Annotated in this window: 24 protein-coding genes; 8 read left to right on the forward strand and 16 right to left on the reverse strand. The window is 69.3% G+C overall.

Features of this window, described 5'->3' with window-relative positions; translation table 11 throughout:
* Window positions 1–3: 3 nt before the first annotated feature.
* Window positions 4–486: an outer membrane protein assembly factor BamE gene (locus FRZ32_RS06255; protein ID WP_147042710.1), complete on the reverse strand. Its 483-nt coding sequence runs from the start codon at window positions 484–486 to the stop codon at window positions 4–6.
* A gap of 106 nt (window positions 487–592) precedes the next feature.
* On the opposite strand from FRZ32_RS06255, the gene FRZ32_RS06260 reads away from it, so the two are divergent.
* Window positions 593–1,111, forward strand: coding sequence for a ubiquinol-cytochrome C chaperone family protein (locus FRZ32_RS06260; RefSeq protein ID WP_147042711.1), 519 nt, complete (start codon window positions 593–595; stop codon window positions 1,109–1,111).
* The gene (locus FRZ32_RS06265; RefSeq protein WP_147042712.1) at window positions 1,108–1,647 is read left to right on the forward strand and encodes a YceD family protein; all 540 of its coding nucleotides are present in this window, start codon (window positions 1,108–1,110) and stop codon (window positions 1,645–1,647) included. Before FRZ32_RS06260 ends, FRZ32_RS06265 begins: the two co-directional genes overlap by 4 nt.
* On the opposite strand, the gene FRZ32_RS06270 is transcribed toward FRZ32_RS06265, so the two are convergent.
* The 5 genes from FRZ32_RS06270 to FRZ32_RS06290 form a co-directional block, all read right to left on the reverse strand.
* Window positions 1,610–2,899: a S41 family peptidase gene (locus FRZ32_RS06270; RefSeq protein ID WP_147042713.1), complete on the reverse strand. Its 1,290-nt coding sequence runs from the start codon at window positions 2,897–2,899 to the stop codon at window positions 1,610–1,612. The genes FRZ32_RS06265 and FRZ32_RS06270 overlap by 38 nt on opposite strands.
* 60 nt (window positions 2,900–2,959) lie before the next feature.
* Window positions 2,960–3,442 carry a single-stranded DNA-binding protein gene (gene ssb / locus FRZ32_RS06275; protein ID WP_147042714.1) on the reverse strand — a complete coding sequence of 161 codons (483 nt, stop codon included), beginning with the start codon at window positions 3,440–3,442 and terminating at the stop codon, window positions 2,960–2,962.
* A gap of 51 nt (window positions 3,443–3,493) precedes the next feature.
* Complete coding sequence (locus FRZ32_RS06280; RefSeq protein WP_147042715.1) at window positions 3,494–5,455, reverse strand: cytochrome c/FTR1 family iron permease; 1,962 nt, start codon at window positions 5,453–5,455, stop codon at window positions 3,494–3,496.
* A gap of 71 nt (window positions 5,456–5,526) precedes the next feature.
* Window positions 5,527–6,168 carry a COQ9 family protein gene (locus FRZ32_RS06285; RefSeq protein WP_147044357.1) on the reverse strand — a complete coding sequence of 214 codons (642 nt, stop codon included), beginning with the start codon at window positions 6,166–6,168 and terminating at the stop codon, window positions 5,527–5,529.
* Window positions 6,169–6,193: 25 nt separating this feature from the next.
* On the reverse strand, window positions 6,194–7,099 hold the full coding sequence (locus tag FRZ32_RS06290; RefSeq protein ID WP_147042716.1) for a DMT family transporter: 906 nt from the start codon (window positions 7,097–7,099) through the stop codon (window positions 6,194–6,196).
* A 51-nt stretch (window positions 7,100–7,150) separates the two neighbouring features.
* Between FRZ32_RS06290 and FRZ32_RS06295 the strand changes: the two genes are divergently transcribed.
* Entirely contained in the window at window positions 7,151–8,236 is a 1,086-nt protein-coding gene (locus tag FRZ32_RS06295) for an alkene reductase (RefSeq protein WP_147044358.1), read from the forward strand.
* Here FRZ32_RS06295 and ribH read toward each other — a convergent pair.
* The 7 genes from ribH to FRZ32_RS06330 all read right to left on the reverse strand — a co-directional run bounded on the left by ribH (window position 8,233) and on the right by FRZ32_RS06330 (window position 14,144).
* Window positions 8,233–8,655: a 6,7-dimethyl-8-ribityllumazine synthase gene (ribH, locus tag FRZ32_RS06300; RefSeq protein WP_147042717.1), complete on the reverse strand. Its 423-nt coding sequence runs from the start codon at window positions 8,653–8,655 to the stop codon at window positions 8,233–8,235. The two genes, FRZ32_RS06295 and ribH, sit on opposite strands and share 4 nt — an antisense overlap.
* Before the next feature lie 2 nt (window positions 8,656–8,657).
* Window positions 8,658–9,947: a 3,4-dihydroxy-2-butanone-4-phosphate synthase gene (gene ribB / locus FRZ32_RS06305; protein WP_147042718.1), complete on the reverse strand. Its 1,290-nt coding sequence runs from the start codon at window positions 9,945–9,947 to the stop codon at window positions 8,658–8,660.
* A 45-nt stretch (window positions 9,948–9,992) separates the two neighbouring features.
* Entirely contained in the window at window positions 9,993–10,607 is a 615-nt protein-coding gene (locus FRZ32_RS06310; RefSeq protein ID WP_147042719.1) for a riboflavin synthase, read from the reverse strand.
* The gene (ribD, locus tag FRZ32_RS06315; RefSeq protein ID WP_147044359.1) at window positions 10,607–11,554 is read right to left on the reverse strand and encodes a bifunctional diaminohydroxyphosphoribosylaminopyrimidine deaminase/5-amino-6-(5-phosphoribosylamino)uracil reductase RibD; all 948 of its coding nucleotides are present in this window, start codon (window positions 11,552–11,554) and stop codon (window positions 10,607–10,609) included. Before ribD ends, FRZ32_RS06310 begins: the two co-directional genes overlap by 1 nt.
* A 14-nt stretch (window positions 11,555–11,568) precedes the next feature.
* Window positions 11,569–11,895 (reverse strand): hypothetical protein, encoded by a 327-nt coding sequence (locus tag FRZ32_RS06320; protein ID WP_147042720.1) that lies wholly within the window; start codon window positions 11,893–11,895, stop codon window positions 11,569–11,571.
* 46 nt (window positions 11,896–11,941) lie between these two features.
* Window positions 11,942–12,607 (reverse strand): energy transducer TonB, encoded by a 666-nt coding sequence (locus FRZ32_RS06325; protein WP_158635846.1) that lies wholly within the window; start codon window positions 12,605–12,607, stop codon window positions 11,942–11,944.
* A gap of 199 nt (window positions 12,608–12,806) precedes the next feature.
* Window positions 12,807–14,144: a glutamate--tRNA ligase gene (locus FRZ32_RS06330; RefSeq protein ID WP_147042722.1), complete on the reverse strand. Its 1,338-nt coding sequence runs from the start codon at window positions 14,142–14,144 to the stop codon at window positions 12,807–12,809.
* A 76-nt stretch (window positions 14,145–14,220) separates the two neighbouring features.
* Here FRZ32_RS06330 and FRZ32_RS06335 point away from each other — a divergent pair, with 76 nt between their 5' ends.
* The 4 genes from FRZ32_RS06335 to FRZ32_RS06350 all read left to right on the forward strand — a co-directional run bounded on the left by FRZ32_RS06335 (window position 14,221) and on the right by FRZ32_RS06350 (window position 18,999).
* The gene (locus FRZ32_RS06335) at window positions 14,221–15,156 is read left to right on the forward strand and encodes a ribose-phosphate pyrophosphokinase (RefSeq protein WP_147042723.1); all 936 of its coding nucleotides are present in this window, start codon (window positions 14,221–14,223) and stop codon (window positions 15,154–15,156) included.
* A 127-nt stretch (window positions 15,157–15,283) separates the two neighbouring features.
* Window positions 15,284–15,487, forward strand: a complete 204-nt coding sequence (gene rpmI / locus FRZ32_RS06340) for a 50S ribosomal protein L35 (RefSeq protein WP_126717626.1) — start codon at window positions 15,284–15,286, stop codon at window positions 15,485–15,487.
* Between the two features lie 12 nt (window positions 15,488–15,499).
* Complete coding sequence (gene rplT, locus FRZ32_RS06345; RefSeq protein WP_147042724.1) at window positions 15,500–15,862, forward strand: 50S ribosomal protein L20; 363 nt, start codon at window positions 15,500–15,502, stop codon at window positions 15,860–15,862.
* 380 nt (window positions 15,863–16,242) lie between these two features.
* Window positions 16,243–18,999: a TonB-dependent receptor gene (locus FRZ32_RS06350; RefSeq protein WP_147042725.1), complete on the forward strand. Its 2,757-nt coding sequence runs from the start codon at window positions 16,243–16,245 to the stop codon at window positions 18,997–18,999.
* A 45-nt stretch (window positions 19,000–19,044) separates the two neighbouring features.
* Here the strand turns inward: FRZ32_RS06350 and FRZ32_RS06355 are convergent, their stop codons facing one another.
* Together FRZ32_RS06355 and FRZ32_RS06360 are read right to left on the reverse strand one after the other, a co-directional pair.
* A complete protein-coding gene (locus FRZ32_RS06355; protein WP_147042726.1) occupies window positions 19,045–21,777 on the reverse strand; it encodes a [protein-PII] uridylyltransferase in 2,733 nt (910 codons plus the stop codon).
* A 32-nt stretch (window positions 21,778–21,809) separates the two neighbouring features.
* Window positions 21,810–22,586, reverse strand: a complete 777-nt coding sequence (locus FRZ32_RS06360) for a MerR family transcriptional regulator (RefSeq protein WP_147042727.1) — start codon at window positions 22,584–22,586, stop codon at window positions 21,810–21,812.
* 143 nt (window positions 22,587–22,729) lie between these two features.
* On the opposite strand from FRZ32_RS06360, the gene FRZ32_RS06365 reads away from it, so the two are divergent.
* The gene (locus tag FRZ32_RS06365) at window positions 22,730–23,410 is read left to right on the forward strand and encodes a GNAT family N-acetyltransferase (RefSeq protein WP_147042728.1); all 681 of its coding nucleotides are present in this window, start codon (window positions 22,730–22,732) and stop codon (window positions 23,408–23,410) included.
* On the opposite strand, the gene mutS is transcribed toward FRZ32_RS06365, so the two are convergent.
* Window positions 23,397–25,994: a DNA mismatch repair protein MutS gene (gene mutS / locus FRZ32_RS06370; protein WP_243445208.1), complete on the reverse strand. Its 2,598-nt coding sequence runs from the start codon at window positions 25,992–25,994 to the stop codon at window positions 23,397–23,399. The genes FRZ32_RS06365 and mutS overlap by 14 nt on opposite strands.
* Window positions 25,995–26,036: the final 42 nt, after the last annotated feature.

Consider the following 26,036-nt stretch of genomic DNA (forward strand, 5'->3'; position numbering starts at 1 on the left):
GGCTTATTGCGGGTTGTCCGCCGTCTGGCCGCCCTGGCCGCCCTGGCCGACCGCGCCGATATTCCCGAACAGCTCCTGGAGCAGGTTGCGGTGCGTGCCGGGCGTCGGCGTCTTGTCGCGATCGGGGGTGATGTTCTGCACCAGCTCCATGCCGCTGCGGTCGACGCTCTGGACGTTGCCGGCTTCGTCAAAGCGGACATGGAGGACGGTCGTATCGGTCGGGCGCGGCGTGCGGAAGGCCAGCTGCCGCGTGTCGCGAGAGACGTAATACCAGTCGCGCTGGTCGAATTGACCGACAAACGTCGGCCGGCCCAGCGTTCCGGTGACCGACTGGCGATTGTCGACCCCCGGCTGGATCGCCTGCGACAGCGCTGGATCGAGGAAATAGCCGTTATGCGCGCGGATTTCGGCGCAGCCCGATGCCAGGAACGCGCCCCCGATCATCGCGATGGCGAGAAAGGCGCGGGCGCCGTGCGGCAAGCTCATTCAAAGTCTCCTGAACGCCCGGGCCGGACAGCGCCGGACGGACTTGACGTAGCCTCACCAATATGGACATCGCCTGACTGGCGCAAGCCGCCGAGACCAAGGGAAAATGACCTCCGTCCTTCGCCGCATATTCGGCACGGCCGACCCACGCGATGCCTGGCGCGCGCTTTACGATGCGATCGTGGCGCGCGGGCGCGATCCGTTCTGGTATCGCGACGGCGGGGTACCCGACAGCATCGACGGCCGGTTCGACATGATCGCGGCGCTCACCGCCCTGGTGCTGCTGAGGCTCGAGGATGAAGGGGAGGCCGGACGCGCGCCGGCCGTGTTCCTGGGCGAATTGTTCGTCGCCGACATGGATTCCTCGCTGCGCGAGATCGGCATCGGCGATTATGTCGTGGGCAAGCATATCGGTCGGATGATGAGCGCGCTCGGCGGCAGGCTCGCCGCCTTTCGCGCCGCCGCGCCGGACGGCGATCTGGCGCCGGCGGTGGCCCGGAACATCTTTCACGAAGCGCCGCCCGCGCCTGCCGCGCTCGCGGCCGTCGCCGGCCGGCTCGCGTCGTTCCGCGCGGCGCTCGCCGAACGGACGCTCGATGATCTCAAGGCGGCCCGGCTGCCATGAGCGATCCGGAATTCAGCCGGCCAGTCGCGCTGGACACGATCGGGCCGAGTGCGCGCGACCTGGCGATCGAGGCGGATGCGGGCGAGCGCGCGGCGCTGGCCAAGCGATTCGACCTGATCGCGCTGGGCCGCCTTGTCGCGTCGCTACGGCTGTGGCGCGACGGCGACGATGTGCGCGCCGAGGGGCGGATCGAGGCCGAGGCGACTCAGCGTTGCGTCGCCACGGGCGAGCCGGTGCCCGCAGCCATCGATGCGCCGTTCGACCTGGTCTTTCGCCGCGCGGACCCTGGCCGTCCCGACGAGGAGATCGAGCTCGGCGAATCGGAAATGGACGTGGTCTTCTTCGATGGCGGGGCGATCGACATCGGCGAGGCGGCGGCCGAGACGCTCGCGCTCAGCCTCGATCCCTATCCGCGCGCACCCGGCGCCGACGACGCGCTCAGGACAGCGGGCGTGAAAAGCGAGGAGGAGGCCGGTCCGTTCGGGGTGCTGGCCGGCCTCAAGGACCGGCTCGGCGGGCCGGATCGCGGGACCTGAACGAGCGCTCGCCGCTTTCGGTGTCGATTTCGATCCCGTCGACCCGGCCGGCGGAATTGCGCCGGAAGGTGTAACGGACGCGCGGATCGTCCGGCGCGATGAAGATGTCGCCGGTCAGTCGGACCAGCCGGATCGCGGGCCGACGGCCCACCCGGTAGCTCAGCCTGTCGCCTGCGATCGAGACGGTCGCGCCGCTGAAATCGCCGGCATAGCCCGCGATCGCCGGCCCGCCCTGCGGATCGGCGTCGGCGCGAAGCGCGTCCAGGGCCCATTGTGCGTCGATCCGCTCGGCCTCCGCTATGCGCGCGATCGCCGTCTCGAGCGCCGCCGTCCGCGCCTGCATGAGCGCGTCGGCAGCCGGGGTCGCGAGGTCGGGCCGCACCCCGGTCCCCTCCCAATTGCCGCCGGTGACCGGGTTGATCGGCGTCGCCGCCGACACGAAGATCGAAAATCCGGGCGCAAGCGGGAAATCGCGGCCCGGATTGGCCGCGCCGGCGGTGGCCTCGCCGACGATCGTCGCCCGCCGGGCCGCCTGCATCGTATAGGCGAAGGATTCGGCCGCCGATCCGGTGCGCGCGCTCACCAGGATATAGACGGGCGCTTCGAGCCGGGCGGCGGAGGCGGTCTGCGGCCGCTCGCTCATCTGGCGCTCACCGAAATGGAAGTCATTGTAGACATTGGCGTCGGGCGCGACGAACGCGCTGACCAGATACCCCACCATTGATGGATCGCCGCCGCCATTGTCGCGCAGATCGATAATGATCGCGTCTGCGCGTGAGAGGAGGGCTAGCGCGCCGTCGGCCGCGCGCCAGGCCGGCCAGTCGCGCTGTTCGAAGTCGATCGGCGCGAAGCGGGTGAGCCTGAGATAGCCGATATTGCCGGGCAGCAGGGCCACCTCGCGAAAGCCATAGCCGTCGCGCCGGTCCTGCGCTTCATGGTCGTAGGCGGGCTCGGTCGGCTCGGCGGCCCGCGACGGCCCGGGCGGAGACCAGGCGACCCGGAAATGGCGGTCGAGCGGGGCGAGGCGCGACGTCAAGGCGGTTGCGAGCGCGTCGGGCGCAAGCCCGTCATAACGACCGGCGCGCGCCTCGGCGCGCAGGGCCGCGGCGATCGGGCCGGCGCGCGAGCGATCGAAATAATTCTGCTCGATCACGTCTGCCGCGCTTTCGGCGACGGCGCGGGACGATGGCGCGCTTTGGGCGGGGGCGCTGGCAGTGATCGCGGCGCTCAGGGCGACCGAAAGCACGCGCATATACCCTCCCCCGTGACGATCCGGGGATCGTGTATTATTGTGCTAACGCACCTGTCAAGCTCAGAAGGGCACGTCGTCGTCGAGGTCGCTGTCGAAGGCGGGCTGCGGGCGCGACGGTTGGCGCTGGCCGCCGCCGAAGCCGCTGGAGCCCTCATAGCCGCCGGCGTCATCGCCATATCCGCCGCCGCCGCCACCGCCGCGGCTGTCGAGCAGGACGAGTTCGCCGCGGAAGCGCTGGAGCACGATCTCCGTCGAATAACGGTCCTGGCCGGATTGATCCTGCCACTTGCGGGTCTGGATCTGCCCCTCGAGATAGACCTTCGATCCTTTCTTCAGATAGGATTTGGCGACGCGACCGAGATTCTCGTTGAAGATCACGACGCGGTGCCATTCGGTCCGCTCCTGGCGATTGCCGTCGCGGTCCTTCCAGGTCTCCGACGTGGCGACGCGCAGGTTCACCACCTCGCCGCCATTGTTGAGGCTGCGCACCTCCGGGTCGTCGCCCAGATTGCCTACCAGAATCACCTTGTTCACGCCGGCCATTTCATTCTCCTGTGACGGATCGGCATAAGCGAAGCCGGCGCGTCCGCCAAGTCAGGTCGAGGCGCTCGCACGGGCCGCCTCGATCCGCGCATTGCGCCGATCGGCGAAGAGATAGCCGGCGATCAGGAGCACGATCATCGCGATCTGCGCGCCGAGCGTCTCCACCGTCGGGAACAGGCCGAGCATGGTGATGCGCGGGACGCTGTCGAGCGGGTGGACGCCGACGAACCCCGCCTCTTGGAGCGCGGCGACGCCCTTGCCGGCCAGCACGACCGCGAGGATGGCGATGAGCATGGCGCTGTAGGCGAAGAACTTGGCGATCGGCAGCTTGCGGCTGAACTTCAGCATCGCCCAGGCGATGAGCGCGAGCAGCGCCACCGCCGACAGGAAGCCGCCGAGAAGCGCCGTGTTCTGGCCCTCGCCGCCGAGCGCGGCATAGAAGATGATCGTCTCGAACACTTCACGATAGACGGCGATGAAGGCCAGCGCGAAGAGGAACCAGCCCGATCCCTTCGACAGGGCATGATCGAGCTTTTCCTTCACATAACGCTGCCATGCGCCGGCCTGGGCCTTGCCGTGCATCCATACGCCGACGAACAGGAGGATGAGCGCGGCAAGGACCGATCCGAACCCCTCCGTCATCTCGCGGCTCGCCCCGCTGATCGTGATGAAGCGCTGGGCGACCCACCAGGTCGCGGCGCCGGCGACGAGCGCGATGACCCATCCGGCATTGACCCAGCGCAGCAGCTCGCGCCGCTCGGCCTTGATGAGGAAGCCGATCATCGCGACGACGATGAGCAGCGCTTCAAGGCCTTCGCGCACGAGGATGGCGAAGGCGCCGACGAAGGTGGAGGCGCGGTCGGCGGTGGACGGGGCCGTTGCGGCTTCCGCCTGGGTGAAGAGGCTCTGGACCCGTTCGGCGCGGGTTTCGACATCGTCGATCGGTGCGCCGCGGGCGATCGCGGCGCGAAGGCCGCCCATTTCGCGCTCGACCGCGGCGACGAGGCTGCCGTCGCGGGCGTTGAGGATGGCTTCGACCGGCTCGAACCCGTCGAGATAGGCGCGGAGCGCGAGATCGCCGGCATGGCCCCGGTCTCCGGCGCGGTAGGCCTCGATCGCCTGGCGCAGCAATGCGCGCGAGACGGCGAGGGAGGAGACGCCGCGATTCTGATCGAACACGTCGGGATCGGAGCGAAGGAAGGCAAAGACGGCATCGCCCCGCTGCGCGCCGATCTCGCTCGCCAGCTGCGCGGGCGTGAGGCCGACCAGCGTCTTGAGATCGGGGATTCGGCGACGCAGCCGGGGATCGCCGGCCCATTGCGCCTCGCCCTGCTTGCCGAGCGAATCGGGATAGGAGAAGCGGGCGACGTAAAAGGCGAGCGCCCAGCGGTCCTGCGACGGCAGGTTCGACCAGCTCTGCATCGCCGTGCCCTCGATGCCCTGGCTGATCACCTGGTAATAAGCGAAGAGGCTGCGCTCGCGGGCGCGGTCCCGGTCGGCGAAGGCGATCGGCGCGGGATCGAGCGCGTGGGCCGCCGGCGTGTCGGCATGGCCGTCGGCGCCGTGGCAGGAGGCGCAATTCTGGGCGTAGAGCGCGGCGCCACGGTTGAGGTCTGGCGGTGTCGCCGGCGCCAGCGGGACCGGATAGGCGGCGAGCAGGTGATCGCCCAGCGCGTGCGCCCGAGACAGCACCTCATCGGCGCCCGCCTTGCGCGCGACGGCGGCCTGGAACTGGCGCGCTTCGGCGACCAGCGCGGCGCGCTGCGGGCGCGGGGGCAGGGCAGCGATCCGCGCGACGACCGAGGCGGAAAATTCGACCTGTTCGTCATATTCCGTCTGATTGACGACGCGCCCGTTCTGCACGGCCCCGGGATAATCCACCGCCATATAGTCGAGCAGCCGCCAGGCGGTCTCCACCGGGCCCTCGTCCGCGCGCGCCGGGCCGGCCAGGGCGAAGACGGTGAACAGGAAGGCGAGGAGGAACGCGGGAAGACGGGCGGGGCGGACGGGCATGGGTCCCTCATGCGGATGCGCGATCCGCCTAGCCCCCTTGCGATTGATTATCAATAGCGGGAGATGCGGCTTCAGACGGCCGGGTAGCGCAGGCGGGCCAGGAAACGAGTTGGCGACGGCAGGGCCTTCGCGGTCTGGCGCCAGCGCGCCTTGGCCTTTTCGAACCGCATGACGTCGTCGATCCGCCGGTCGAGAAAGGCGGTCGTGGCGGCGAGACCCTCGCTCTCGTCGTCGAGGAAGACGAGGCTGGTCGAGGCGTAGACGCCGATGAGCGTGGCGCGCTTCGTATAATGGTTGAAATCGGCGGCGTTGTCGCCGGCGACCCGCCAGATGCGATCGGCGCTGCGCCAGGCGAGCCGGGCGCCAGTCGCCGCGTGGCGCGGCATGGCGAGCGTCGCGAGAGCACGGCGCAACGCCTCGCGGTGCGGGCGCATCGACTCGAGCCGGAAGAGGATGAGGTCGCGGATTCGCGCGCGGATCTTCATCGCCGCGATCCGGTCCGGCGGGAAGGCGGCGGCCATCGCCCGGTCGATCGAGTCGAACCAGGCGTCGATCATCTGCGGCGCGCCGCCGGGGAAGGCGAGCGCCGCGCGGTCCGCCGGAACCCCGAGCTGCTCCGCCGCCGCTGCCAGCGCCTTGCCCGACCATCCGTCGAACGCGGCGTGGGCCGGCAGCAGCGGCGCGAGCGCTGCGGCAAGCTCGTCGAGGGTCATGTCGAGGGCGTCGGTCACGCGCCCCTCATTGGGCTTCGAGCGGGTTGCTGGCAACCCCGCGGCCGGGAAGGCGGATGAGCACGAGCGCCGCGCAGATGAGCAACGCGCCGCCAATGTCGACCGCGGTCAGCCGTTCGCCGAACGCGGCCCACCCGACCGCTGCGGCGGCCACCGGCTGGGTGAGGAAGCACAGGCCGACGACCAGCGGCGGCTGATGGCCCATGGCGTAGACGAGAAGCCCCTGGCCGATCAGCTGGCTGCTCAGCGCAAGCAGGATCACCGGCGTCCAATCGTCGGGCATCACCTGTTCGCCGATCTGCAGCGCGAGGATCAGAAGCGGGATCGCGCCGGCGGCGGTCGCGATCGCAAGCACCGGCAGCGGCGCCATCGACTGGCGGGCACGATCCACCGCGATCAGGTAGAAGGTGTAGAAGACGCCGGCGAGCATCGCGAGCAGATCGCCGGCGAAATGCTCGCGCGAAAGCTCGAACGATCGGCCGAGCAGCAGCGCCGTTCCGAAGGCGGCGAGCGCCAGCGCCGCCGCCTGGACGCGGCTCGGCAGGCTGCGGATCAGGACGAGGCCGTAGATCGCGAAGAGGAAGCTCGCGAAATTGCCGAACAGCGTGGCGTTGGCGAGCCGGGTGCGCAGGATGCCGGCATGCCAGGCAGCGAGATCGGCGGCGAAGAAGAGTCCGCCGACGGCGATCGCGGCGATCAACGGCCAGCGCGGCAGCGGCCGGCCGGCGTCCTGCCGCCATGCGAGCAGGATCAGGAAGGGCGCCGCCAGCCCCATTCGCCAGAATCCCGCCGCGACCGGGCCGATATGCGCCTCCGTCCGCGCCAGCCGGACCATCCACGGCCCGACGGCGAGGACGAGATTGGCAAGGATGAGGGCAGGAAATGCAAAACGGTGCGATCGGGGCTGGTGCATTTCGATTTGCAACCCTTATATCCGCCGCGACGCAGCATTGAAAGGATGGCCATGCCGTCTCTGTTCGACCCGATCAAGCTCGGCGCCATCGTGGCGCCCAATCGAATCCTCATGGCGCCGCTCACCCGCGGTCGCGCGACCCGCGATCATGTGCCGACCGCGCTCATGCAGACCTATTATGCGCAGCGCGCCGGCGCGGGCCTCATCATCAGCGAGGCGACGGGGATCAGTCGCGCCGGCCTCGGCTGGCCCTATGCGCCGGGACTGTGGACCGAGGCGCAGGTCGAAGGCTGGAAGCCGGTGACCGACGCGGTCCACGACGCCGGCGGCCGGATTTTCGCCCAGCTCTGGCATATGGGACGGGTCGTTCACCCGAGCCTTAGCGGCGCGCAGCCGGTCTCGGCCTCGGCGACCACGGCGCCCGGCAAGGCCCACACTTATGACGGGCGGCAGCCCTATGTGGAGGCGCGTCCGCTCCGGCTCGACGAGATTCCCGAGCTGGTCGACGATTATATCCGCGCCGCCCGCAATGCGATCGCCGCCGGCTTCGACGGCGTCCAGCTCCACGCCGCCAACGGCTATCTGATCGACCAGTTCCTGCGCGACGGCACCAATTTGCGCGACGACGATTATGGCGGCCCGATCGAAAACCGGGTGCGCCTGCTGCGCCAGGTGACGCAGGCGATCGCGGACGCGGTCGGTGCGGACCGGACGGCGGTCCGCCTTTCGCCCAATGGCGACACCCAAGGGGTCAATGACAGCGATCCGGTGACGACCTTCACCGCCGCCGCCCGGGTTCTGGACGAGATCGGCATCGCCTTTCTCGAGCTTCGCGAGCCCGGCTTCGAGGGCACGTTCGGCAAGGCCGAGGTGCCCCCGGTCCATCCGCATATCCGCAAGGCGTTCAGCGGCCCGCTGGTGCTCAATTCCGACTATGTCTTCGCGAGCGGCCAGGCCGCTCTCGATGCCGGCGAGGCGGACGCCATCAGCTTCGGCCGGACCTTTCTCGCCAATCCGGACCTCGTCGAGCGCTTCCGCACGGGCGCGCGGCTCAACCCGGAGATGATGGCGACCTGGTACGGCCAGGGACCGGAGGGCTATACGGACTATCCGACGCTGGAGAATGCCGTCGCCTAGACGGCGAATCCCCGCTTCAGGGCGAGCATGGCGAGCGCGGCCCTGGCCGCCTCGCCGCCCTTGTCCTTCTGCGCCGGATCGGCGCGGACCAGGGCCTGCGCCTCGTTTTCCACCGTCAGGATGCCGTTGCCGATGGCGAGGCCGTCGAGGCTGAGCGCCATCAGCCCGCGGGCGCTTTCGCCGGCGACGATCTCGAAATGGTAGGTCTCGCCGCGGATCACGACGCCGAGCCCGACATAGGCGTCGTATCGCGCGCTTTCGGACGCCGCCGCGACCGCGCCCGGCACTTCGAGCGCGCCGGGAACGGTCACCGTCTCGTGCGTGTGGCCGGCCGCCTCGATCGCGGCGCGCGCGCCGGCGAGCAGCAGGTCATTGAGATGCGCGTAGAACCGCGCCTCGACGATCAGGATGTGGGCCATGGTCAGTCCTCCGCGCCGGGGATCGGCTGCTCGCCCACGATGGCGAGGCCGTAGCCGGCGAGCGCGACCGGCGTGTGGTGGCTGTTGGTCAGCAGGATCATGTCGTGCACGCCGAGCGCCGCGAGGATCTGGGCGCCGACGCCATAATCGCGCAATTGCTCCTTGTCGCTGGCGGCCGCCTGGCCGCTGCGGACCCGGAGCGCGTTGGCCAGCGTCCCCGGCGCGGGGCGGTTGATGACGACGATCGCGCCCGAGCCATGCGCCTCGATCGCCTTCATCGCGCCTTCGAGCAGGCCGCCGCGCGGCCCGGCCTCGGCAAAGGCATCGGACAGGAGGTTGAGCGCGTGCATCCGCACCAGCGTCGGCCTCTCGCCGTCGATCGTTCCCTTGACCAGGGCGATCTGTTCGAGCCCCGAGGCCTTGTTGAGGAAGGTCTTGGCGATCCAGGCGCCGCCCCAGCGGCTCTCGAACCGCGCCTCGGCCGTCTGCTCGATCACGCGGTCCATCCGCAGCCGATAGGCGATGAGATCGCGGATCGTGCCGATCCTGAGGCCATGGGCGCGGGCGAAATCGATCAATTCGTCCATCCGCGCCATCGTCCCGTCGTCGCTCATGATCTCGCAGATCACGCCGGAGGGATTGAGCCCCGCGAGCCGCGCGACATCCACCGCCGCCTCGGTATGGCCGGCGCGGACGAGCACGCCGCCGTCGCGCGCGGCGAGCGGGAAGACATGGCCGGGCGAGACGATCTGCTCGGGGCCGTTGGCGGCGTCGATCGCGACCGAAATGGTGCGGGCGCGGTCGGCGGCCGAAATGCCGGTGGTGACGCCCTCGCGCGCTTCGATCGAGGTCGTGAAGGCGGTCTCCATCTTGGTGCCGTTGGTGCGGCTCATCGGTTGCAGACCGAGCTGGTCGACGCGTTCGCGGGTGAGGGCGAGGCAGATGAGGCCCCGGCCATGCTTGGCCATGAAGTTGATCGCGTCGGGCGTCGCCATCTGCGCCGGGATGATGAGATCGCCCTCATTCTCGCGATCCTCGTCGTCGACCAGGATGAACATGCGGCCGTTGCGCGCCTCGTCGATGATCTGCTCGGCCGTCGCCATGACGTCGCGATTGCCGGCGGACAGGAACTTTTCGAGCTTCAGCAGGGTATCGGCGGTGGGATTCCAGTCGGGCTCGCCGACATTGCGCAGGCTGTTGGGATGGAGACCGGCGGCGCGGGCGAGGCCGGCCCGGCTCATTTCCCCGGTGGCGACGAGTTCGCAGACGCGATCGATCAGCAAGGTGCTCATGCCGGCCGGATTATCACACCGAAATGTGATCGTCCATTGCGGAAATCACACCACGCTGTTGCGTGCGGCAAGCATACGGCCGAGATAGCGGGCGAGGATGTCGATCTCGACATTGAGCGCCCGGCCGACGGCGAGATCGTCGAAGGTCGTCTGCGCGCGGGTGTGCGGGATGAGATTGATCGAGAAGAGCGCCCCGCCGCCCGGCCGGTCGGCGACATCGTTGACGGTGAGCGACACGCCGTCGAGCGCGATCGAGCCCTTGGCGGCGAGATAGGGGGCGAGCTCCGGCCCCACCGCGACCGCGATCCGGGTCGAATCGCCGACCGGCTCGACCGCCTCGATCGTGCCGATGCCGTCGACATGGCCGGTGACGATATGGCCGCCAAGCTCGTCGCCGACCTTGAGCGCCCGCTCGAGATTGAGCCGCGCGCCGGCGGTCCACAGGCCGGGGCGGGTGCGCGCCTGGGTTTCGGCCGAGACGTCGACCGCGAACCAGCCGGCGCCCTTGTCGACCACGGTAAGGCAGACGCCCGAACAGGCGATCGATGCGCCGAGATCGACGCCGGCCATGTCATAGCCGCTGGCGATGCGCGCGCGCAGGTCCCCGCGCTGCTCGACGGCCTCGATCCGGCCGATATCGGTGACGATCCCGGTAAACATCAGCGGGACCGCACGTAGTCTTCGCGAAGGTCGCTGCCAAGCGGTCGCGTCGCGATCCGGCGCCAGCGGCCGTGCGCGGCGGCGAGCGAATCGAGGCCGATATCGGCGAGACCGGCCTTGCCCCCGCCGACCAGGATCGGCGCGCGATAGATGAGGAGCCGATCGACGAGGTCGGCCGCAACGAACGCAGCCGCGGTCCTGGCGCCACCCTCGACCATGAGGTCGTTGATGCCATCGAGGGCATGGATCGCGCCCGGCTCGGCGATCCGCGCCCAGCCTTCGGGCGCATCGCCTCCGGTCAGCAGCGCGCGCATGGGCGATCGATCGGCAAGGCCGGGAAGGCGAACGTCGAGCGAAGGCGAGTCCGCTTCATAGGTGCCGCGGCCGACCAGGATCATGTCGGCGCGCGCACGCTCGGCATGGGCGTCCGCGCGCGCCTCCGCCCCCGTCAGCCACCGGCTTTCACCCGAGGCGAGCGCGATCCGCCCGTCGATCGACAAAGCCAGTTTCAAGGTGACGAACGGCCGGCCGAGCCGGATGCGGGTGAGGAAGCCGGCCATCGAGGCTTCGGCGGCTTCGGTGCAGATCCCCTGCGTCACCGCGATTCCGGCCGCCTCGATCCGCGCTACGCCCCTGCCGTCGATGCGCGGATCGGGATCGCCGCACGCGATCACCACCCGCGCCGGCCGCGCGGCGACGAGCAGGTCGGCGCAGGCGGGCCCGCGCGCGCTTTCATGCGCGCAGGGCTCCAGCGATGCATAGACGGTGGCGCCCTGCGCCTCGTCGCCCGCTTCGGCGAGCGCCATGGCTTCGGCGTGGGGCCGGCCGCCGGGCTGCGTCCAGCCGCGACCGACGACGCGTCCCTCCTTCACGATCAGGCAGCCGACATTGGGATTGGGGGCCGTGCGCCCCCGGCCACGCCAGCCGAGCGCGACCGCCGCCGCCATCCACCGCGCGTCGCTCAAAGGCCGATCCGGTTCATGCTCTCGTCGAGCCGCTGGAATTCCTGCCGCCGCCGCTCGCGCGCGGCGTTGAGCCGGTCCAGATCGGCCTTCTGCTGGGCGCGGATCTCCGCATCGGTGCGCGTCGCCGGCCAGCTCTTGAAATAGACGATCTCCTCGCGCGGGCGGATGTTCTGGCCGCTGTCGATGAAGAAGGCGAGGATGATGAGGGCCGGGATGAGCGCGGAAATCGCCGCGATCGCCCATTGGTGGCGCGGACGCTCGCTCAGGAAGGCGCGCAGATCGGTCCAGAGGACGCGTGGCGAGGCGGGCCGGGGAAGAGGCATGGCGGCAAGATAGTCGCCCGCCCCCCGGCCCGCCAGTCCCGCGCGATCAGGCGTCGGTCAGACGGAAGGTCAGCGTCAACGTCATCGTGCCCGCGACGGGGCGGCCATCCTCGGTCGCCGGCCGGAAGCGCCAGCGGCTGAGCGCCTGGCGCTCGGTGACGCGCCAGAAGGCATCGCTGGTCGCCGACAATCGCTCGATGGCGCTGACGCGACCGTCCGGCGCGATGGTGATGCGAACCCGCACGGTTCCTTCGTGCTCCATCCGCTGCTCGGATGGCGGATAAGGCGGCTGCAGCGAATCGCGATAGCGCGGATCGACCTGCGGTTGGACGAAGACCGGCTGGTGGACCGGTATCGTCGGACTATCGCCGGCGTCATGGCCGCTGCCTTCGGCGACCCGGATGGGGCCGGGATCGGCAGTCGCAGTCGTCGTCGCGTGATTGTCGTTGGGCGCGATCGGCGGATTGTGTTGCGGCGGGGTGTAGATCGGCGTGCTGCGCGGGGTTTCGTGGCGGGTCGCCGGGCGAGGATCGGGCGGCGGCGTGCGCGGCGCGGGCACGAAGGTTGTCACCAGCGGCCGGTAAGCGGGCCGCACCCAGACCGGCCCTTTCACCATCAGGATCGCCGCGATCACCGCGGCATGAAGCGCCACCACCACACCGAGCGTGGCCGGGCTTGACCGTTTCTGTTCGAGAAATCCTGCTCCTGTCATGGCTCGTCTCCTCCTCGATACCGGTCTTCGCCGGTTCGATAGATGATACATCATATCGCGACGTTATACTATACCAATAAGGAGGCGAGCAGATGAGGATGGACGGGCTTCTTTGTCTTGCCCCGGATCATGGGCCGCCGGACCAGGTCCGCCTGACGCATCTTCCCCAGCGTCGGCGCGCCTCCGATCGAGCCCGGCGCTAGGCTCCGGCGGCGGCCTTCAGGCGGGCGAGCGCCTCGTCCTTGCCGATCAGCGGCAGGAGGGCGGCCATTTCGGGGCCGCTGTCGCGCCCGGTCAGCGCGCGGCGCAGCGGATGGAACAGCGCCTTGCCGCTGCGCCCGGTTGAGGCCTTGAGCGCGGCGGTGAGCCTCTGCCAGGGCGACTCGGCCCAGTCGAGCCCGGCCGCCGTCCCCGCCGCCTCGGCGAGAAAGCCGCGATCCTCTTCGGACGCGGACGCCTCGACATGGCCGTGGAGGATCGCCCACCAGTCGGCCGCGTCGGCGATCGTTCGCAGGTTCGGCCGGATCGCGATCCAGTCGGCCTCTCCCATGCCCTCGGGGAGGCGGCCGCGCACCCGATCGAAGCCGAGCTGGTGGACGACGCGCGCGTTGAGCGCCGCCAGTTCGTCGAGGTCGAAGCGCGCGGGGGCGCGGCCGAAGGTCGCGAAATCGAAGCCGGCGATCAGCGGCGCCGGATCGGCGAGCGGCTCGACCGGAAGGCTGGTGCCGATCCGCGCGAGCTTGGCGACCAGCGCCTCGGGCTCGATCCCCGCCTCCTCCATCGCCGGGCGGCCAAGCGAGCCGAGCCGTTTGGAGAGCTTGCCCTCCGCGCCGACCAGCAGCGCCTCGTGCGCGAAGGCCGGCGGCGGAGCGCCGAGCGCCTCGAAAATCTGCAGCTGGAGCCCGGTATTGGTGACATGATCCTCGCCGCGAACGACGTGCGTCACCCCCATCTCGATATCGTCGACGACGCTGGGCAGCATGTAGAGCCAGCTCCCATCCTCGCGCCGCACGACCGGATCGCTGAGCAGGGCCGGATCGAGATGCTGCGGCCCGCGGATGAGGTCGGTCCATTCGATCGGCCGGTCGTGGTCCAGCTTGAAGCGCCAGTGCGGGCGCCGCCCCTCGGCCTCGAGCGCGGCGCGATCGGCCTCGCCAAGCGCCAGCGCGGCGCGATCATAGACCGGCGGCTTGCCCCGCCCGAGCTGGATCTTGCGCTTGAGGTCGAGCTCCTGCGCGGTCTCGTAGGCGGGATAGACCCGCCCCGCCGCGATCAGCCGTTCGATCGCCGCCTCGTAACGATCGAAGCGCGCCGACTGGCGTTCCTCGCCGTCCGCGTCGAGGCCGAGCCAAGCGAGATCGTCGCGAATCGCATCGACGAATTCCTCACGGCTTCGCTCGGCGTCGGTATCGTCGATCCTGAGCAGGAATCGCCCGCCATTCTTCCGTGCCCACAGCCAGTTGTGGAGCGCGGTGCGGATATTGCCGACATGGAGCCGGCCGCTTGGCGCGGGGGCGAAACGGGTGACGACGGACATGGCCGCGCTCTATTCCGCGCGCGGCGGTCCGGCAACGCTCTTGCCTTCCCGGCTTCCGCCCGCCACAGCTTCGCCCATGAAGCTGCTCTCGGGAAACTCCAACACGCCGCTTGTCGAGGCGATCGCCGCCTATCTCGAAATCCCGATCACGCGGGCCAATGTGCGGCGCTTCGCGGACGAGGAGATTTTCGTCGAAATCCTCGAAAATGTCCGCGGCGAGGACGTGTTTGTCGTTCAATCGACCTCCTATCCCGCCAACGACAATCTGATGGAGCTTCTGATCTGCATCGATGCGCTGCGGCGCGCGTCGGCGAAGCGGATCACGGCGGTCATGCCCTATTTCGGCTATGCCCGGCAGGACAGGAAGCCGGGCCCGCGAACGCCGATCTCGGCCAAGCTGGTCGCCAACCTCCTGACGACGGCAGGCGCGAACCGGGTGCTTTCGGTCGATCTCCATGCCGGGCAGATCCAGGGCTTCTTCGATATCCCGACCGACAACCTCTTCGCCGCGCCGGTCATGTCGGCCGATATCCTCGCCCGTTTCAAGGGGGCGCAGATCACCGTCGTGTCGCCCGACGTCGGCGGGGTGGTGCGCGCCCGCGCGCTCGCCAAGCGGCTCGACAATGCACCGCTCGCCATCGTCGACAAGCGGCGCGAGCGCCCGGGCGAATCGGAAGTGATGAACATCATCGGCGACGTTTCTGGCCGCTTCTGCGTGCTCATCGACGATATCGTCGATTCGGCGGGCACGCTGTGCAACGCCGCCGCGGCGCTGAAGGAAGGCGGGGCGACCGACGTCGTCGCCTATTGCACCCATGGCGTCCTTTCGGGCGCGGCGGTGTCGCGCGTCGAGGGATCGGCGCTTCGCGAGCTCGTCATCACCGATTCGATCGCGGCCTATGAGGCGGCGGCGGCGAGCAAGCGCATCCGCCTGCTCACCATCGCCCCGCTCGTCGCCGAGGCGATCAAGCGGATCGCCGACGAATCCTCGGTGTCGAGCCTGTTCGACTGACTTGCCTTCCGGCGCCGTCCCCGCTAAAGGCGCGCGCTTTCCAGATTGTTGGAAAACGAACCGCCCGGCCATCAAGGGCTGCCGTGGCTGTTCACGAACGTCGGCGAAGCGCCGAAAAGGAGACGAAATGCCCAAGCTCAAGACCAAGAGCGGTGTGAAGAAGCGCTTCAAGCTCACCGCGACCGGCAAGATCAAGCACGGCGTGGCCGGCAAGCGGCACCGCCTGATCAGCCACAATGCCAAGTACATCCGCCAGAACCGCGGCACCGAAGTGCTCGCCGACGCCGATACGGCGCGGGTGAAGCTCTGGGCGCCCTACGGCCTGAAGTAAGGAGTACTCGACATGGCACGCATCAAGCGCGGCACGACCACGCGCGCCAAGCACAAGCGCATCCTGGATCAGGCGAAGGGCTATTACGGCCGTCGCAAGAACACGATCCGCATCGCCCGCCAGGCGGTCGAGAAGGCCGGCCAGTACGCCTATCGCGACCGCAAGGTGAAGAAGCGCAGCTTCCGCGGCCTGTGGATCCAGCGCATCAACGCCGGCGTCCGCGCCGAGGGGCTGACCTACAGCCAGTTCATGCACGGGCTGAAGCTCGCCGGCATCGAACTCGACCGCAAGGTCCTCGCGGATATCGCGATGCACGAGGGCGATGCCTTCAAGGCGATCGTCGCCCAGGCGAAGGGCGCGCTGCCCCAGGGCTGACCGCCGATCGCAAGCGAATGCAAAGGGCGCCGGAGGCCGACTCCGGCGCCCTTTTTCGTGGCCGGCGCGGATGAAGGCGAGGCCGGACCGCGCCGTTTTCCGCCCCAAAACGACCAGCCGCGGGCCTTGCGCGGGCGGTTGTCGACGCAGACGACGCACGCGATCGAAAAGTCTTTCGCAAAGCCTTTCTCGCCCGTTCTTCAAGAAGCCAAGCTTTCCGTAAGGGAAGGGTCCGGGGATTAGTTGCAAGGAAAAACTATTCTGTTGCGGATTTGCAATGAGCAGCCCGAAACCCACAGGAAACTGCGGTTTTCTCTTTGGCCGAAAAGCCGCATTGCGGTTACGTTAACGGCAAAACAGAGAGTTGGGAGAGGGGAATCATGAAGAGCTTTTGGCTGCTTTCTGCCGGCATTGTGGCGCTCGCAAGCCCGGCCCACGCCCAGGACCAGGGCAGCGATCAGGCCCAATCGCGCACCAATGCCGAAGCGGCACAGGCGAGCGAGAATGATGGCCAGACGATCATCGTCACCGCCCAGGGCCGGCGGCAGATCCTCCAGGACGTGCCGATCGCGGTTTCCGCCGTCGGCGCCGAACAGCTCCAGAATTCGGGCGCCAACGACATCCGGCAGCTCAACCAGCTCGCGCCGTCGCTGCTCGTTTCCTCGACCGGCTCGGAGGCGAACGGATCGGCCCGCATCCGCGGCATCGGCACGGTCGGCGACAATCCGGGCCTTGAAAGCTCGGTCGCCGTGTTCATCGACGGCGTCTATCGCTCGCGCTCGGGCATCGGCCTCAACGAGCTTGGCGAGATCGACCATGTCGAGGTGCTTCGCGGGCCGCAGGGCACGCTGTTCGGCCGCAACGCATCCGCCGGCCTCATCAACATCATCACCCGCCGGCCGGACTTCGATTTCGGCGGCTCGGCGGAGCTCACCTACGGCAATTACAATTATGTCCGTGCCGCCGCGGGCGTCACCGGCCCGATCAGCGAGGCGCTCGCCTTCCGGCTCGATGGAGTCTACGTCCGGCGCGACGGCTTTTACGATGTCGTCAACGCCGCCGGCGGCACCGAAGGCGACGTGAATGATCGAAACCGCTTCTTCACCCGCGGCCAGCTGCTCTATCAGCCCGACGACCGGCTCTCGATCCGCCTGATCGGCGATTATACCCGGCGCAACGAGAGCTGCTGCGGCGCGGTCGTGATCGAGGCGCGCGAAGCCTTCGATCCGACGCCCGGCGTCCCCGGCGACGCGCAATATGCGGCAAGCAACCGCATCGTCGATCTGCTGCAGCGGTTCGGCGGCATCTTCCCGTCGCTCGGCGATCCCTACAATCGCGACATCGCGGTCACCCCCGGCACCACCTACCGCAACGTCACGACCGATTGGGGCGTCTCCGCCCAGATCGACTATGATTTCGGCAACGCCAACCTGACCTCGATCACCGCCTATCGCGGGTACAAGTCGGGCGGCGCCGGCGATGTCGACTATACCAATGTCGATCTGCTGCGGCGCGACGATGACGGCAATTCCTATCGCCGCTTTCGCACCTTCACGCAGGAGGTGCGGCTGCAGGGCCGGGCCGGTTTCCTCGACTGGCTGGTCGGCGGCTATTTCGCGCGCGAAAGCCTGGAGGTCAGCGACAACCTCAAGTTCGGCGCGCAATATGGCGAATTCGCCGCCTGCCGCGCCATCCAGGGTTCGGGCCTCGCTCCGACGCCAGCGGCCTTGCTCGATCCGACCGCGCCGGGCTGCATGACGCCGACGCTGCGCGCCGTGCTTGGCGGCCAGTTCGGCGCCGCCGCGCCGCTGCTGCTGGCGAGCCTCGACCGGCTCAGCACGGTCAACAATGTCGGCGATGTCAGCAGCCTCTACGACCAGCGCAGCACCAACTGGGCGCTGTTCACGCACGACATCTTCCACATCACCGATACGGTCAGCCTCACCGTCGGCCTTCGCTACACGCATGAGCGCAAGAGCTTCGTCGGCGATTTCAACAACAACAACACGATCTGCCCGGCGCAGCAGGCGGCGATCGGGCCGCTGCTCGCCAATCCGGCGCTCGCCGCCACCGTCGCGGGCATCCTGACCCTGAGCTGCGTCGGCAATTCCAGCGCGCTGCTGAACGGGCTCGACCTGCGCGACAGCTTCAGCGAGGGCGAATGGACCGGGACGGGCGTGCTGTCCTGGCAGCTCGATCCGCGCAGCCTGATCTATGCGAGCTATTCGCGCGGCTACAAGGCGGGCGGCTACAATCTCGACCGGTCCGATCTCGGGCCGGCCTATCTGCCGCGCAGCAATGCCGACGCCGCCAATCTGCGCTTCGCGCCGGAGATCGTGAACGCGTTCGAGGTGGGCCTCAAGCTGTCCCGCCGCAACCTGACGTTCAACCTCGCGCTCTTCCGCGAGAATTTCCGGGACTTCCAGCTCAACACGTTCAACGGCACGGTGTTCATCGTCCAGAACATCCAGAGCTGCTCGACCGATCTCGGCGGGGCGGATCAGGACCTGTCCGCGGCGACCGGCGGCTGCGCCCCGGGCGACACCCGCGCCGGCGTCACCTCGACCGGCATCGAGATGGAGGCCAGCTTCCGGCCGGCGCCCGATCTCAACATCACCGCCGGCTATACCTATGCCAATACCAGGTACCGGCATAACCTGGTCGGCAGTTCGCAGGGCGAGCCGCTCGATCCGGCGCTGTTCCTGCTGCCCGGCAGCAACCTGTCCAACGCGCCCAAGCACGTTGTCACGACGTCGCTGGCCTGGACGCCGCGGCTCGGCTCCAGCGGGCTCACCGGCCTCTTCTACGTCGATGGCCGCCTGACCTCCGACTACAACACCGGCTCCGACCTGTTCCCGGAAAAGGAGCAGGACAGCTACGCGGTGGTCAACGCCCGGCTCGGCATTCGCGGTCGCAACGAGCGCTGGTCGATCGAATTGTGGGCGCAGAACCTGTTCAACCAGCATTACCAGCAGGTTGCGTTCAACGCGCCGCTCCAGAGCAGCGGCCCCAACAACGGCACGATCGCGCAGGTCCGTCAGTTCGGGGCGCCCGCCGCCGCGATTTCCGACGGGATTTTCGATTCCTACCTTGCGGAGCCGCGCACCTTCGGCGTGACCGGCCGCTTCCGCTTCTGATCGCCGCGAACAGCCCCTCCCCCGCGCGGGGAGGGGCCAGCCGGTTCACGCCGCCTTGCGGCGCGGCGGCGTTCCGGCCGCGGCCTTGAGCAGCCGCGCGCGCAGTCCCTTCAGCCGGAGCGCATTGACGATCTTCCGGCCATCGATCCCGGTCAGGTAGAAGACGTCGACGGCGCGCTCGCCATAAGTGGCGATGTGGGCCGATCGGATCACCGCGCGCGATTCGGTGATCGCCTGGGCGAGCTCGAACAGCAGCGCGGCGCGATCGCGCGCATTGACTTCGATCACCGTGTAGCGGCTCGAGGCCATGTTGTCGGCGAACACCGCCGGCTGGATCGGAAAGGCCTCCGCCCGGCGACGCGGCAGCGCCCGGGCCGCCAGCCGTTCGGCCGCCGGTTCCTGCCCTTCGAGCGCGCGCATCGCCTCGGCCTCCAGTCGGCGCAGCTGGTGCGGATCGGCGAAGGCGGCGCCGTCGAGGTCCTGGACCAGGAAATTGTCGAGCGCCATGCCGTCGCGCGTCGTGTGGATCCGCGCGTCGATGATATTGCCGCCGGCCAGGCTGATCGCGCCGGCAAGGCGATAGAACAGGCCCGGCCGGTCGGCCGCATAGACCGACACCAGTGTCGCGCCGCGATCGGCGAGCACGGCGGTTTCGATCCGCCCCGCCTCCCCCGGCCCCGAATCGAGAAGCCGCGCGTTGCGCTCGATGGTCTCGACCGGCTCGGCCAGCCAGTAGCTGTCGGGCAGGGCCGCGATGAACCGGGCGAGCCGGGCCGGGCGCCAGCCGAGCCGCCCGGCAAGCTCCTCCTGCATCGCCGCGATCCGCTCCTTGCGTCCCGTCTCGACATGGCCGAGCCGCAACTGTTCCTCGGCCGCCTCGAACAGCGCGCGCAGAAGCTCGCTTTTCCACTCGTTCCAGGTGCCGGGGCCGACCGCGCGGATATCGACGACGGTCAGGATGTAGAGCAGGCGAAGGCGCTCCAGGCTCTTCACCCGCGCGACGAAATCCTGGATTGTCTTGGGATCGGAAAGGTCGCGCTTCTGCGCCGTCGCCGACATGAGCAGGTGCCAGCGAACCAGCCATGCGACGGTCTCGGTCTCGGCCGGATCGAGCCCGAAGCGCGGGCACAAGGTGAGCGCAAGCTCGGCGCCAAGCTCGCTGTGATCGCCGCGCCGGCCCTTGGCGATGTCGTGGAGCAGCACCGCGACATAGAGGACGCGGCGCGAGGCGATATATTTGAACAGGCTGGTCGCCAGCGGATGATCGGCCTTGAGCGCGCCCTGCTCGATCCGCGCCAGCAGGCCGATCGCGCGGATCGTATGCTCGTCGACCGTATAGTGATGATACATGTCGAACTGCATCTGGGCGACGACGCGGCCGAAATCGGGAACGAAGCGGCCGAATATCCCCGCCTCGTTCATCCACCGCAGCACCGTTTCCGGATCGCGCGGCGAGGTGAGCACGTCGAGGAACAGCGCGTTCGCCGCCGGATCGGCGCGCACGTCCGCGTCGATCAGCTTGGCGTTGGCGGCGGCGGCACGCATCGCCATCGGGTGGATTTCGAGCCGGTTCCTCTCGGCCAGCGCGAACATCTGGATGAGTCGCACCGGCTTTTCGGCGAAGAAGCCGGGATCGTCCGGCGTGGCGAGACGGCCGCGATCGAGCAGGAACCCGTCCAGCCGCGATGGCCTCCGGCGGAAGGAGGGGAGCGAGAGATAGCGCTGGCCGCGCCGCGCGAACTTCTCGTCGAGATGGGCGAGGAACACGCCGGTGAGGTCGCCGACCGTCTTCGCGTTGAGGAAATAGTGCCGCATGAACCGCTCGACCGCGGAACTGCCGGGCCGGTCGGCATAGTTCATCCGCCGCGCGAGCTCGGGCTGGACGTCGAAGGTCAGCCGCTCCTCGGCGCGGCCGGCGACGATGTGGAGGTGGCAGCGCACCGCCCAGAGGAATCGCTCGGCCCGGTGGAAGGCGCGCCACTCGGCGGGCGTCAGCAGCCCGACGTCGACGAGCTCGGCGGCGCTCTGCAGGCGATAGGCATATTTGCCGATCCAGTAGAGCGTGTGCAGATCGCGAAGGCCGCCCTTGCCTTCCTTGATATTGGGCTCGACGACATAGCGGCTGTCGCCCATGCGCTGATGGCGGGCCTCGCGCTCGTCGAGCTTGTCCTTGGCGAAAGCGCGGATTTCGGCCGCGCCGACGCGATTCCAGAAGCGCGCGCGCACCTCCTCATAGACCGCCTCGTCGCCCCATACGTAACGGCCTTCGAGGATCGCGGTCAGGATCGTCTGGTCGGCGGCGATCATCCGCATCATCTCGTCGACGCTTCGCGAGGACTGGCTGACCTTGAGGCCGAGATCCCAGAGCAGATAGAGAATCTCCTCGGTCGCGGTCTCGGTCCAGCGCGTGTCCTTCCACGGCGTCACGAAGGCGAGATCGACATCCGAATGGAGCGCCATCTCGCCCCGGCCATAGCCGCCGACGGCCATCAGCAGCAGCCGCTCGGACGTCGTCGGATTGGCGAGCGGATGGAGCCTGCGGGTCACATGGTCGAAGGCCAGGCGGACGATCTGGTCGGTCAGGAAGGCATAAGCGGCGGCCGTCTCGGTGCCGGCATAGGGCCGCTCGTCGAGCCGCCGGGCAATCTCGGCGCGCCCATTGGCGAGCGCCTGCTTGAGCAAGGCCGCGGCGCGGTCGCCGGCGGCAAGCGCCTCGTCGAGCGCGCGCCGATCGATGATCTGACGGCGATTTGGAATCGTCTCGAACCGGCTGGCCATGGGAACCGGAATAGGTCCTCATGGCCGCCGCGTCACGCGTCCTCGCCTGTCGCCGCGCGCCGGGCCGCGCCGACGAAGGCCATCAGCTCGGGCGTCAACGGCAGGTCCTTCGCCGCGGCCGGGTCCTGCATCGATTCGCTCCACACCCGCCCGAGCCGAGCGGTCACGTCCGGATCGCCCCCGGTGAAGCGCTCGATCTGCGCGAACCAGCGCCGCGCCAGATCCTTTGCTTCAGGGCTGGCCGGATCGCCCGTTGCCGCCAGCGCCTTCGCCTCGGCGATCAGCGAATCCCATTCACGGCTCACCTGCTCCTGGTCGAAATAGGGCGCATTGGCAGCCAGTCGCTGCTGCTCCTCGGCCGAAAAATGCCGGTCCACCGCGGGTTTCAGCGCCGCGGCCATCGCTTCGTCGCTCTTCATCGTCATCACGCTCTTCCTTGTCAGGGTTGCCAGATCGTCGAGCGAGAGGTCGCCGCCTTCCTGCAGCCGGGCGCGGGCGGCGCCGATCGCCGCCAGCGCCTCGCGCAGCTCCGTCGCCCGGGTCTCCAGCATCTGCTGCTGGAGCGCGAGCACCGAATCGAGGCTGGCGAGACGCCCGGCGAGCAGCCCGGCAATCCTTGCCAGCGGCAGGCCGAGCCGCTTCAGCGCGAGCACCTGGTGGAGCCGCGCCGCATGGGCGGGGCCGTAGCGGCGGTAATTGGCGGCGGTCCGGTCGGGCGTCACCAGTCCGGCGCGCTCATAAACGCGCAGCGCCTTCACGCTGACGCCCAGCCGCGCCGCCATTTCCGCCGGTCCCAACCACCCGCGCATCGCCGTCCTTTCGCTTCGACCCGGGCCGGTTACGGCCGGCCCCAGGGGATGGGTCAAGCCCCAGGCGATGCCACAGACAATCTTCTCCTGGCTGGGCGCGCAGCCATTTTGAGGAAAGGTCGATTTCCCCCTAAAGAGACGGCATGGACCATCCGCTCGACCGGCCGTTCTGGAGCGCGCTGACCAGCCGCCAGGCCCATCTGGCCGAGGGCGATGCGCGGGCCTGGCGATTCCCCGCGGACATCGCCGCCTTCGCCGCCGCAGCCGATGCGAGCGCGCGGAGCACCGAGGCGCTCGCCGCGCTCGCCGCGCCCGGCGGCGTCATCTCGATGGTCGAGGCCGAGCCGATGCCGCTGCCCGAGGGTCTCGACATCGAACTCGAAGCGACGCTCGGCCAGATGGTCGCCGAGCGGCCGATCGAGGACGCGGCACATGATCTCGACGTGCTGGCGCTCGGCGACGACGACGCGCCCGAGATGTTCGCTCTGGCGACGCTGACCAGGCCGGGACCCTTCTATGCGCGCACGCACCGGCTCGGCCGGTTCATCGGCGTGCGCGAGGAGGGGCGGCTGATCGCGATGGCCGGCGAGCGGCTCGCCGTGCCGGGCATGCGCGAGGTCAGCGGCGTGTGCACCCATCCCGATCATCGCGGCCGGGGCCTCGCGCAGGTGCTCACCCGCCTCGTCACTCGGCGCATCCAGGCCGAGGGCGACGTGCCCTTCCTCCACGTCTTCGCCGAGCATGAGGCGACGATCCGGCTCTATGAGCTGCTCGGTTTCCGGATGCGCCGGACGCTCGGCTACACGGTGCTCAGGCGCGGCTGAGCGACTTCAGGCGATAGACGATTTCCAGCGCCTCGCGCGGGCTGAGGCTGTCCGGCTCGATCTCGTCCAGCGCCGCGCGGAGCGGATCGACGGCCGCCGGCTCTTCCGCGAGCGCGGCGAAGAGCGGCAGGTCGTCCAGCCCGGCGGCGATGCCGCCGGTCGCGGCGCGGCCCTGCTCCAGCTTGGCGAGCACCGACGCGGCGCGAGCGAGCACCGCCGGCGGGAGGCCGGCGAGTTTCGCCACCGCGATGCCGTAGCTCCGGTCGGCCGGGCCCTCGGCGAGCTCGTGCAGCAGGACGAGATCGCCCCTCCACTCGCGCGCGCGGACATGGTGGAGCGAGAGCGCGTCGAGCCGCTCGGCGAGCCGGGTCAGCTCATGATAATGGGTCGCGAACAGGCAGCGGCAGCGGGCGATGTCGTGGATCGCCTCCACCACCGCCCAGGCGATGGCGAGGCCGTCATAAGTGGAGGTGCCGCGCCCGACCTCGTCGAGAATGACGAAGCTGCTCGGTGTCGCCTGGGCGAGGATCGCGGCGGTTTCGACCATTTCGACCATGAAGGTCGAGCGGCCGCGCGCGAGATTGTCGGAGGCGCCGACCCGGCTGAAAAGCCGGTCGACGAGGCCGAGCCTCGCCCTGGCCGCGGGCACGAAGCTGCCCGCCTGGGCGAGGATCGCGATCAGCGCGTTCTGGCGAAGGAAGGTGGATTTGCCACCCATGTTCGGGCCGGTGACGAGCCAGAGCCGCTCCGCTTCGTCGAGCCGGCAATCATTGGCGACGAAGCGGGCGCCCGAGGCCTTGAGCGCTTCCTCAACCACCGGATGCCGGCCCCCTTCGACGTCGAAGCAGGGTTGCTCCTCGAGATGCGGGCGGCACCAGCCGCCCTCGATCGCGCGCTCGGCGAGCGCGGCGGCGACGTCGAGCCGGGCGAGCGCGTCGGCGGTGGCGGCGATCGGCTCGGCCCGCCGAAGCGCGGCCTCGGTCAGCTCCTCCAGATGCGCGGCCTCTGCAGCGAGCGCATGGGCGCCGGCCTGGCCGACCTTCATCGCCTGCTCGTGCAAATCGGGCGCGTTGAAGCGGACCACGCCGGCCAGCGTCTGGCGGTGGGTGAAGCCCGAATCGGCCGCCATCAATCTGTCGGCCGCCTTCGCCGGCACCTCGATATGATAGCCGAGCACATTGTTGTGGCGGATCTTGAGGCTCGCGATGCCGGTCTCGGCCCGGTAGCGCGCTTCGAGCGCCGCGATCGCGCGCCGGCCGTCGCCGCCGGTCGCGCGCAGGGCATCGAGCGCGGCGTCATAGCCCTCGGCGATATAGCCGCCCTGCGCCGCATCGATCGGCGGCGCGGGCACCAGCGCGCGGGTGAGGAGATCGACCAGCGCGCCATGGCCGGTGAGCGCCGGAAGCAGCTCGTTCAAGAGGGCAGTCGGCTCGGCCGCGTGCGCGAGATGATCGTGCATCCGCCGCGCCTCGCCAAGGCCGTCGCGAAGCTGGCCGAGATCGCGTGGCGAGCCGCGTCCGGCGACGATCCGGCCAAGCGCGCGGCCGATGTCGGGCAAGGTGCGCAGCTGTCGGCGAAGCCAGTCGCGGGTGCCGCCGTCGCGTTCGAGGGCGTCGACAAGGTCGAGCCGCGCCTCGATCCGGGCCCGATCGAGCAAGGGTGCGCCGAGATCGGCGGCGAGCAGCCGCGCACCGGCGCCGGTCACCGTCCGGTCGACCGCGGCGAGCAGGCTGCCGGCGCGCCCGCCCGCGGCGGAACGGGTCAGCTCAAGGCTCTCGCGCGTCGCCGCGTCGATCATCATGTGATCGCCCGCCGCGATCATCACCGGGGGACGCAGGAAGGTCAGCGATTCGCGCGCGACCTCGTCGAGATAGGCGAGCAGGCCGCCGGCCGCGCACAGCGCCGCGCGGTCGAACGAGCCGAAGCCGTCGAGCGTCGCCACCCCGAAGCGATCCTTGAGCTTGCGCTCGGCGGCGAGGCTGTCGAAGCCCGAGGACCATTGGCGCGCGCCGGGGATGGCGTCGTTGGACAAGATCTCGGCCGCGCCGAGCCGCGCCAGCTCGGCATCGAGCGCGCCGGCGGGCACCGAGCTCAGCTCGAAACGGCCGGTCGAGATGTCGGCGGCGGCAATGCCGTAGCGATCCCCCGCCTTCGCGACGACGGCGAGCCAGTTCGCGGCGCGCGAATCGAGCAACGCCTCCTCGGTCAACGTGCCGGCGGTGACGACGCGCACGATCGCGCGGGCAACGACGGCCTTGGAGCCGCGCTTCTTCGCCTCCGCGGGGCTTTCGACCTGCTCGGCGATGGCGACGCGACGGCCGGCGCGGATCAGCCGGGCGAGATAGGATTCGGCGGCGTGGACCGGGACGCCGCACATCGGGATCGGCTGGCCCTCATGAGTCCCGCGCGCGGTCAGCGCGATGTCGAGATCGGCGGCGGCGATCCGGGCATCTTCGAAGAACAGCTCGAAGAAGTCGCCCATCCGGTAGAAGAGGAGGCAATCGCCGGCTTCCGCCTTCAGCGCGAGATATTGCGCCATCATCGGCGTCGCCGTCTCGCCAGTCATCTTGTCTTCGCGGGCCATCGGCCGAGGGATAGAGGGGGATCGCGGCAAGCGGAACCGTTT

The sequence above is a fragment of the Sphingosinicella ginsenosidimutans genome (assembly GCF_007995055.1).
Taxonomy (GTDB): domain Bacteria; phylum Pseudomonadota; class Alphaproteobacteria; order Sphingomonadales; family Sphingomonadaceae; genus Allosphingosinicella; species Allosphingosinicella ginsenosidimutans.

Coding starts and splice junctions, on each gene's coding strand:
- ribD (WP_147044359.1), bottom strand. CDS start 11,554: ATGGCGGCGGCGGTCGCGCTCGGCTGGCGTGGCCGGGGGCGCACGGCC.
- FRZ32_RS06270 (WP_147042713.1), bottom strand. CDS start 2,899: ATGCGCGTGCTTTCGGTCGCCCTGAGCGCCGCGATCACTGCCAGCGCC.
- FRZ32_RS06265 (WP_147042712.1), top strand. CDS start 1,108: ATGAGCGATCCGGAATTCAGCCGGCCAGTCGCGCTGGACACGATCGGG.
- FRZ32_RS06360 (WP_147042727.1), bottom strand. CDS start 22,586: ATGCGCGGGTGGTTGGGACCGGCGGAAATGGCGGCGCGGCTGGGCGTC.
- FRZ32_RS06310 (WP_147042719.1), bottom strand. CDS start 10,607: ATGTTTACCGGGATCGTCACCGATATCGGCCGGATCGAGGCCGTCGAG.
- rplT (WP_147042724.1), top strand. CDS start 15,500: ATGGCACGCATCAAGCGCGGCACGACCACGCGCGCCAAGCACAAGCGC.
- FRZ32_RS06330 (WP_147042722.1), bottom strand. CDS start 14,144: ATGTCCGTCGTCACCCGTTTCGCCCCCGCGCCAAGCGGCCGGCTCCAT.
- FRZ32_RS06365 (WP_147042728.1), top strand. CDS start 22,730: ATGGACCATCCGCTCGACCGGCCGTTCTGGAGCGCGCTGACCAGCCGC.
- FRZ32_RS06355 (WP_147042726.1), bottom strand. CDS start 21,777: ATGGCCAGCCGGTTCGAGACGATTCCAAATCGCCGTCAGATCATCGAT.
- FRZ32_RS06350 (WP_147042725.1), top strand. CDS start 16,243: ATGAAGAGCTTTTGGCTGCTTTCTGCCGGCATTGTGGCGCTCGCAAGC.
- FRZ32_RS06280 (WP_147042715.1), bottom strand. CDS start 5,455: ATGCCCGTCCGCCCCGCCCGTCTTCCCGCGTTCCTCCTCGCCTTCCTG.
- mutS (WP_243445208.1), bottom strand. CDS start 25,994: ATGGCCCGCGAAGACAAGATGACTGGCGAGACGGCGACGCCGATGATG.
- FRZ32_RS06255 (WP_147042710.1), bottom strand. CDS start 486: ATGAGCTTGCCGCACGGCGCCCGCGCCTTTCTCGCCATCGCGATGATC.
- FRZ32_RS06320 (WP_147042720.1), bottom strand. CDS start 11,895: ATGCCTCTTCCCCGGCCCGCCTCGCCACGCGTCCTCTGGACCGATCTG.
- ssb (WP_147042714.1), bottom strand. CDS start 3,442: ATGGCCGGCGTGAACAAGGTGATTCTGGTAGGCAATCTGGGCGACGAC.
- rpmI (WP_126717626.1), top strand. CDS start 15,284: ATGCCCAAGCTCAAGACCAAGAGCGGTGTGAAGAAGCGCTTCAAGCTC.
- FRZ32_RS06260 (WP_147042711.1), top strand. CDS start 593: ATGACCTCCGTCCTTCGCCGCATATTCGGCACGGCCGACCCACGCGAT.
- FRZ32_RS06335 (WP_147042723.1), top strand. CDS start 14,221: ATGAAGCTGCTCTCGGGAAACTCCAACACGCCGCTTGTCGAGGCGATC.
- ribH (WP_147042717.1), bottom strand. CDS start 8,655: ATGGCCCACATCCTGATCGTCGAGGCGCGGTTCTACGCGCATCTCAAT.
- FRZ32_RS06295 (WP_147044358.1), top strand. CDS start 7,151: ATGCCGTCTCTGTTCGACCCGATCAAGCTCGGCGCCATCGTGGCGCCC.
- FRZ32_RS06290 (WP_147042716.1), bottom strand. CDS start 7,099: ATGCACCAGCCCCGATCGCACCGTTTTGCATTTCCTGCCCTCATCCTT.
- FRZ32_RS06325 (WP_158635846.1), bottom strand. CDS start 12,607: ATGACAGGAGCAGGATTTCTCGAACAGAAACGGTCAAGCCCGGCCACG.
- FRZ32_RS06285 (WP_147044357.1), bottom strand. CDS start 6,168: ATGACCCTCGACGAGCTTGCCGCAGCGCTCGCGCCGCTGCTGCCGGCC.
- ribB (WP_147042718.1), bottom strand. CDS start 9,947: ATGAGCACCTTGCTGATCGATCGCGTCTGCGAACTCGTCGCCACCGGG.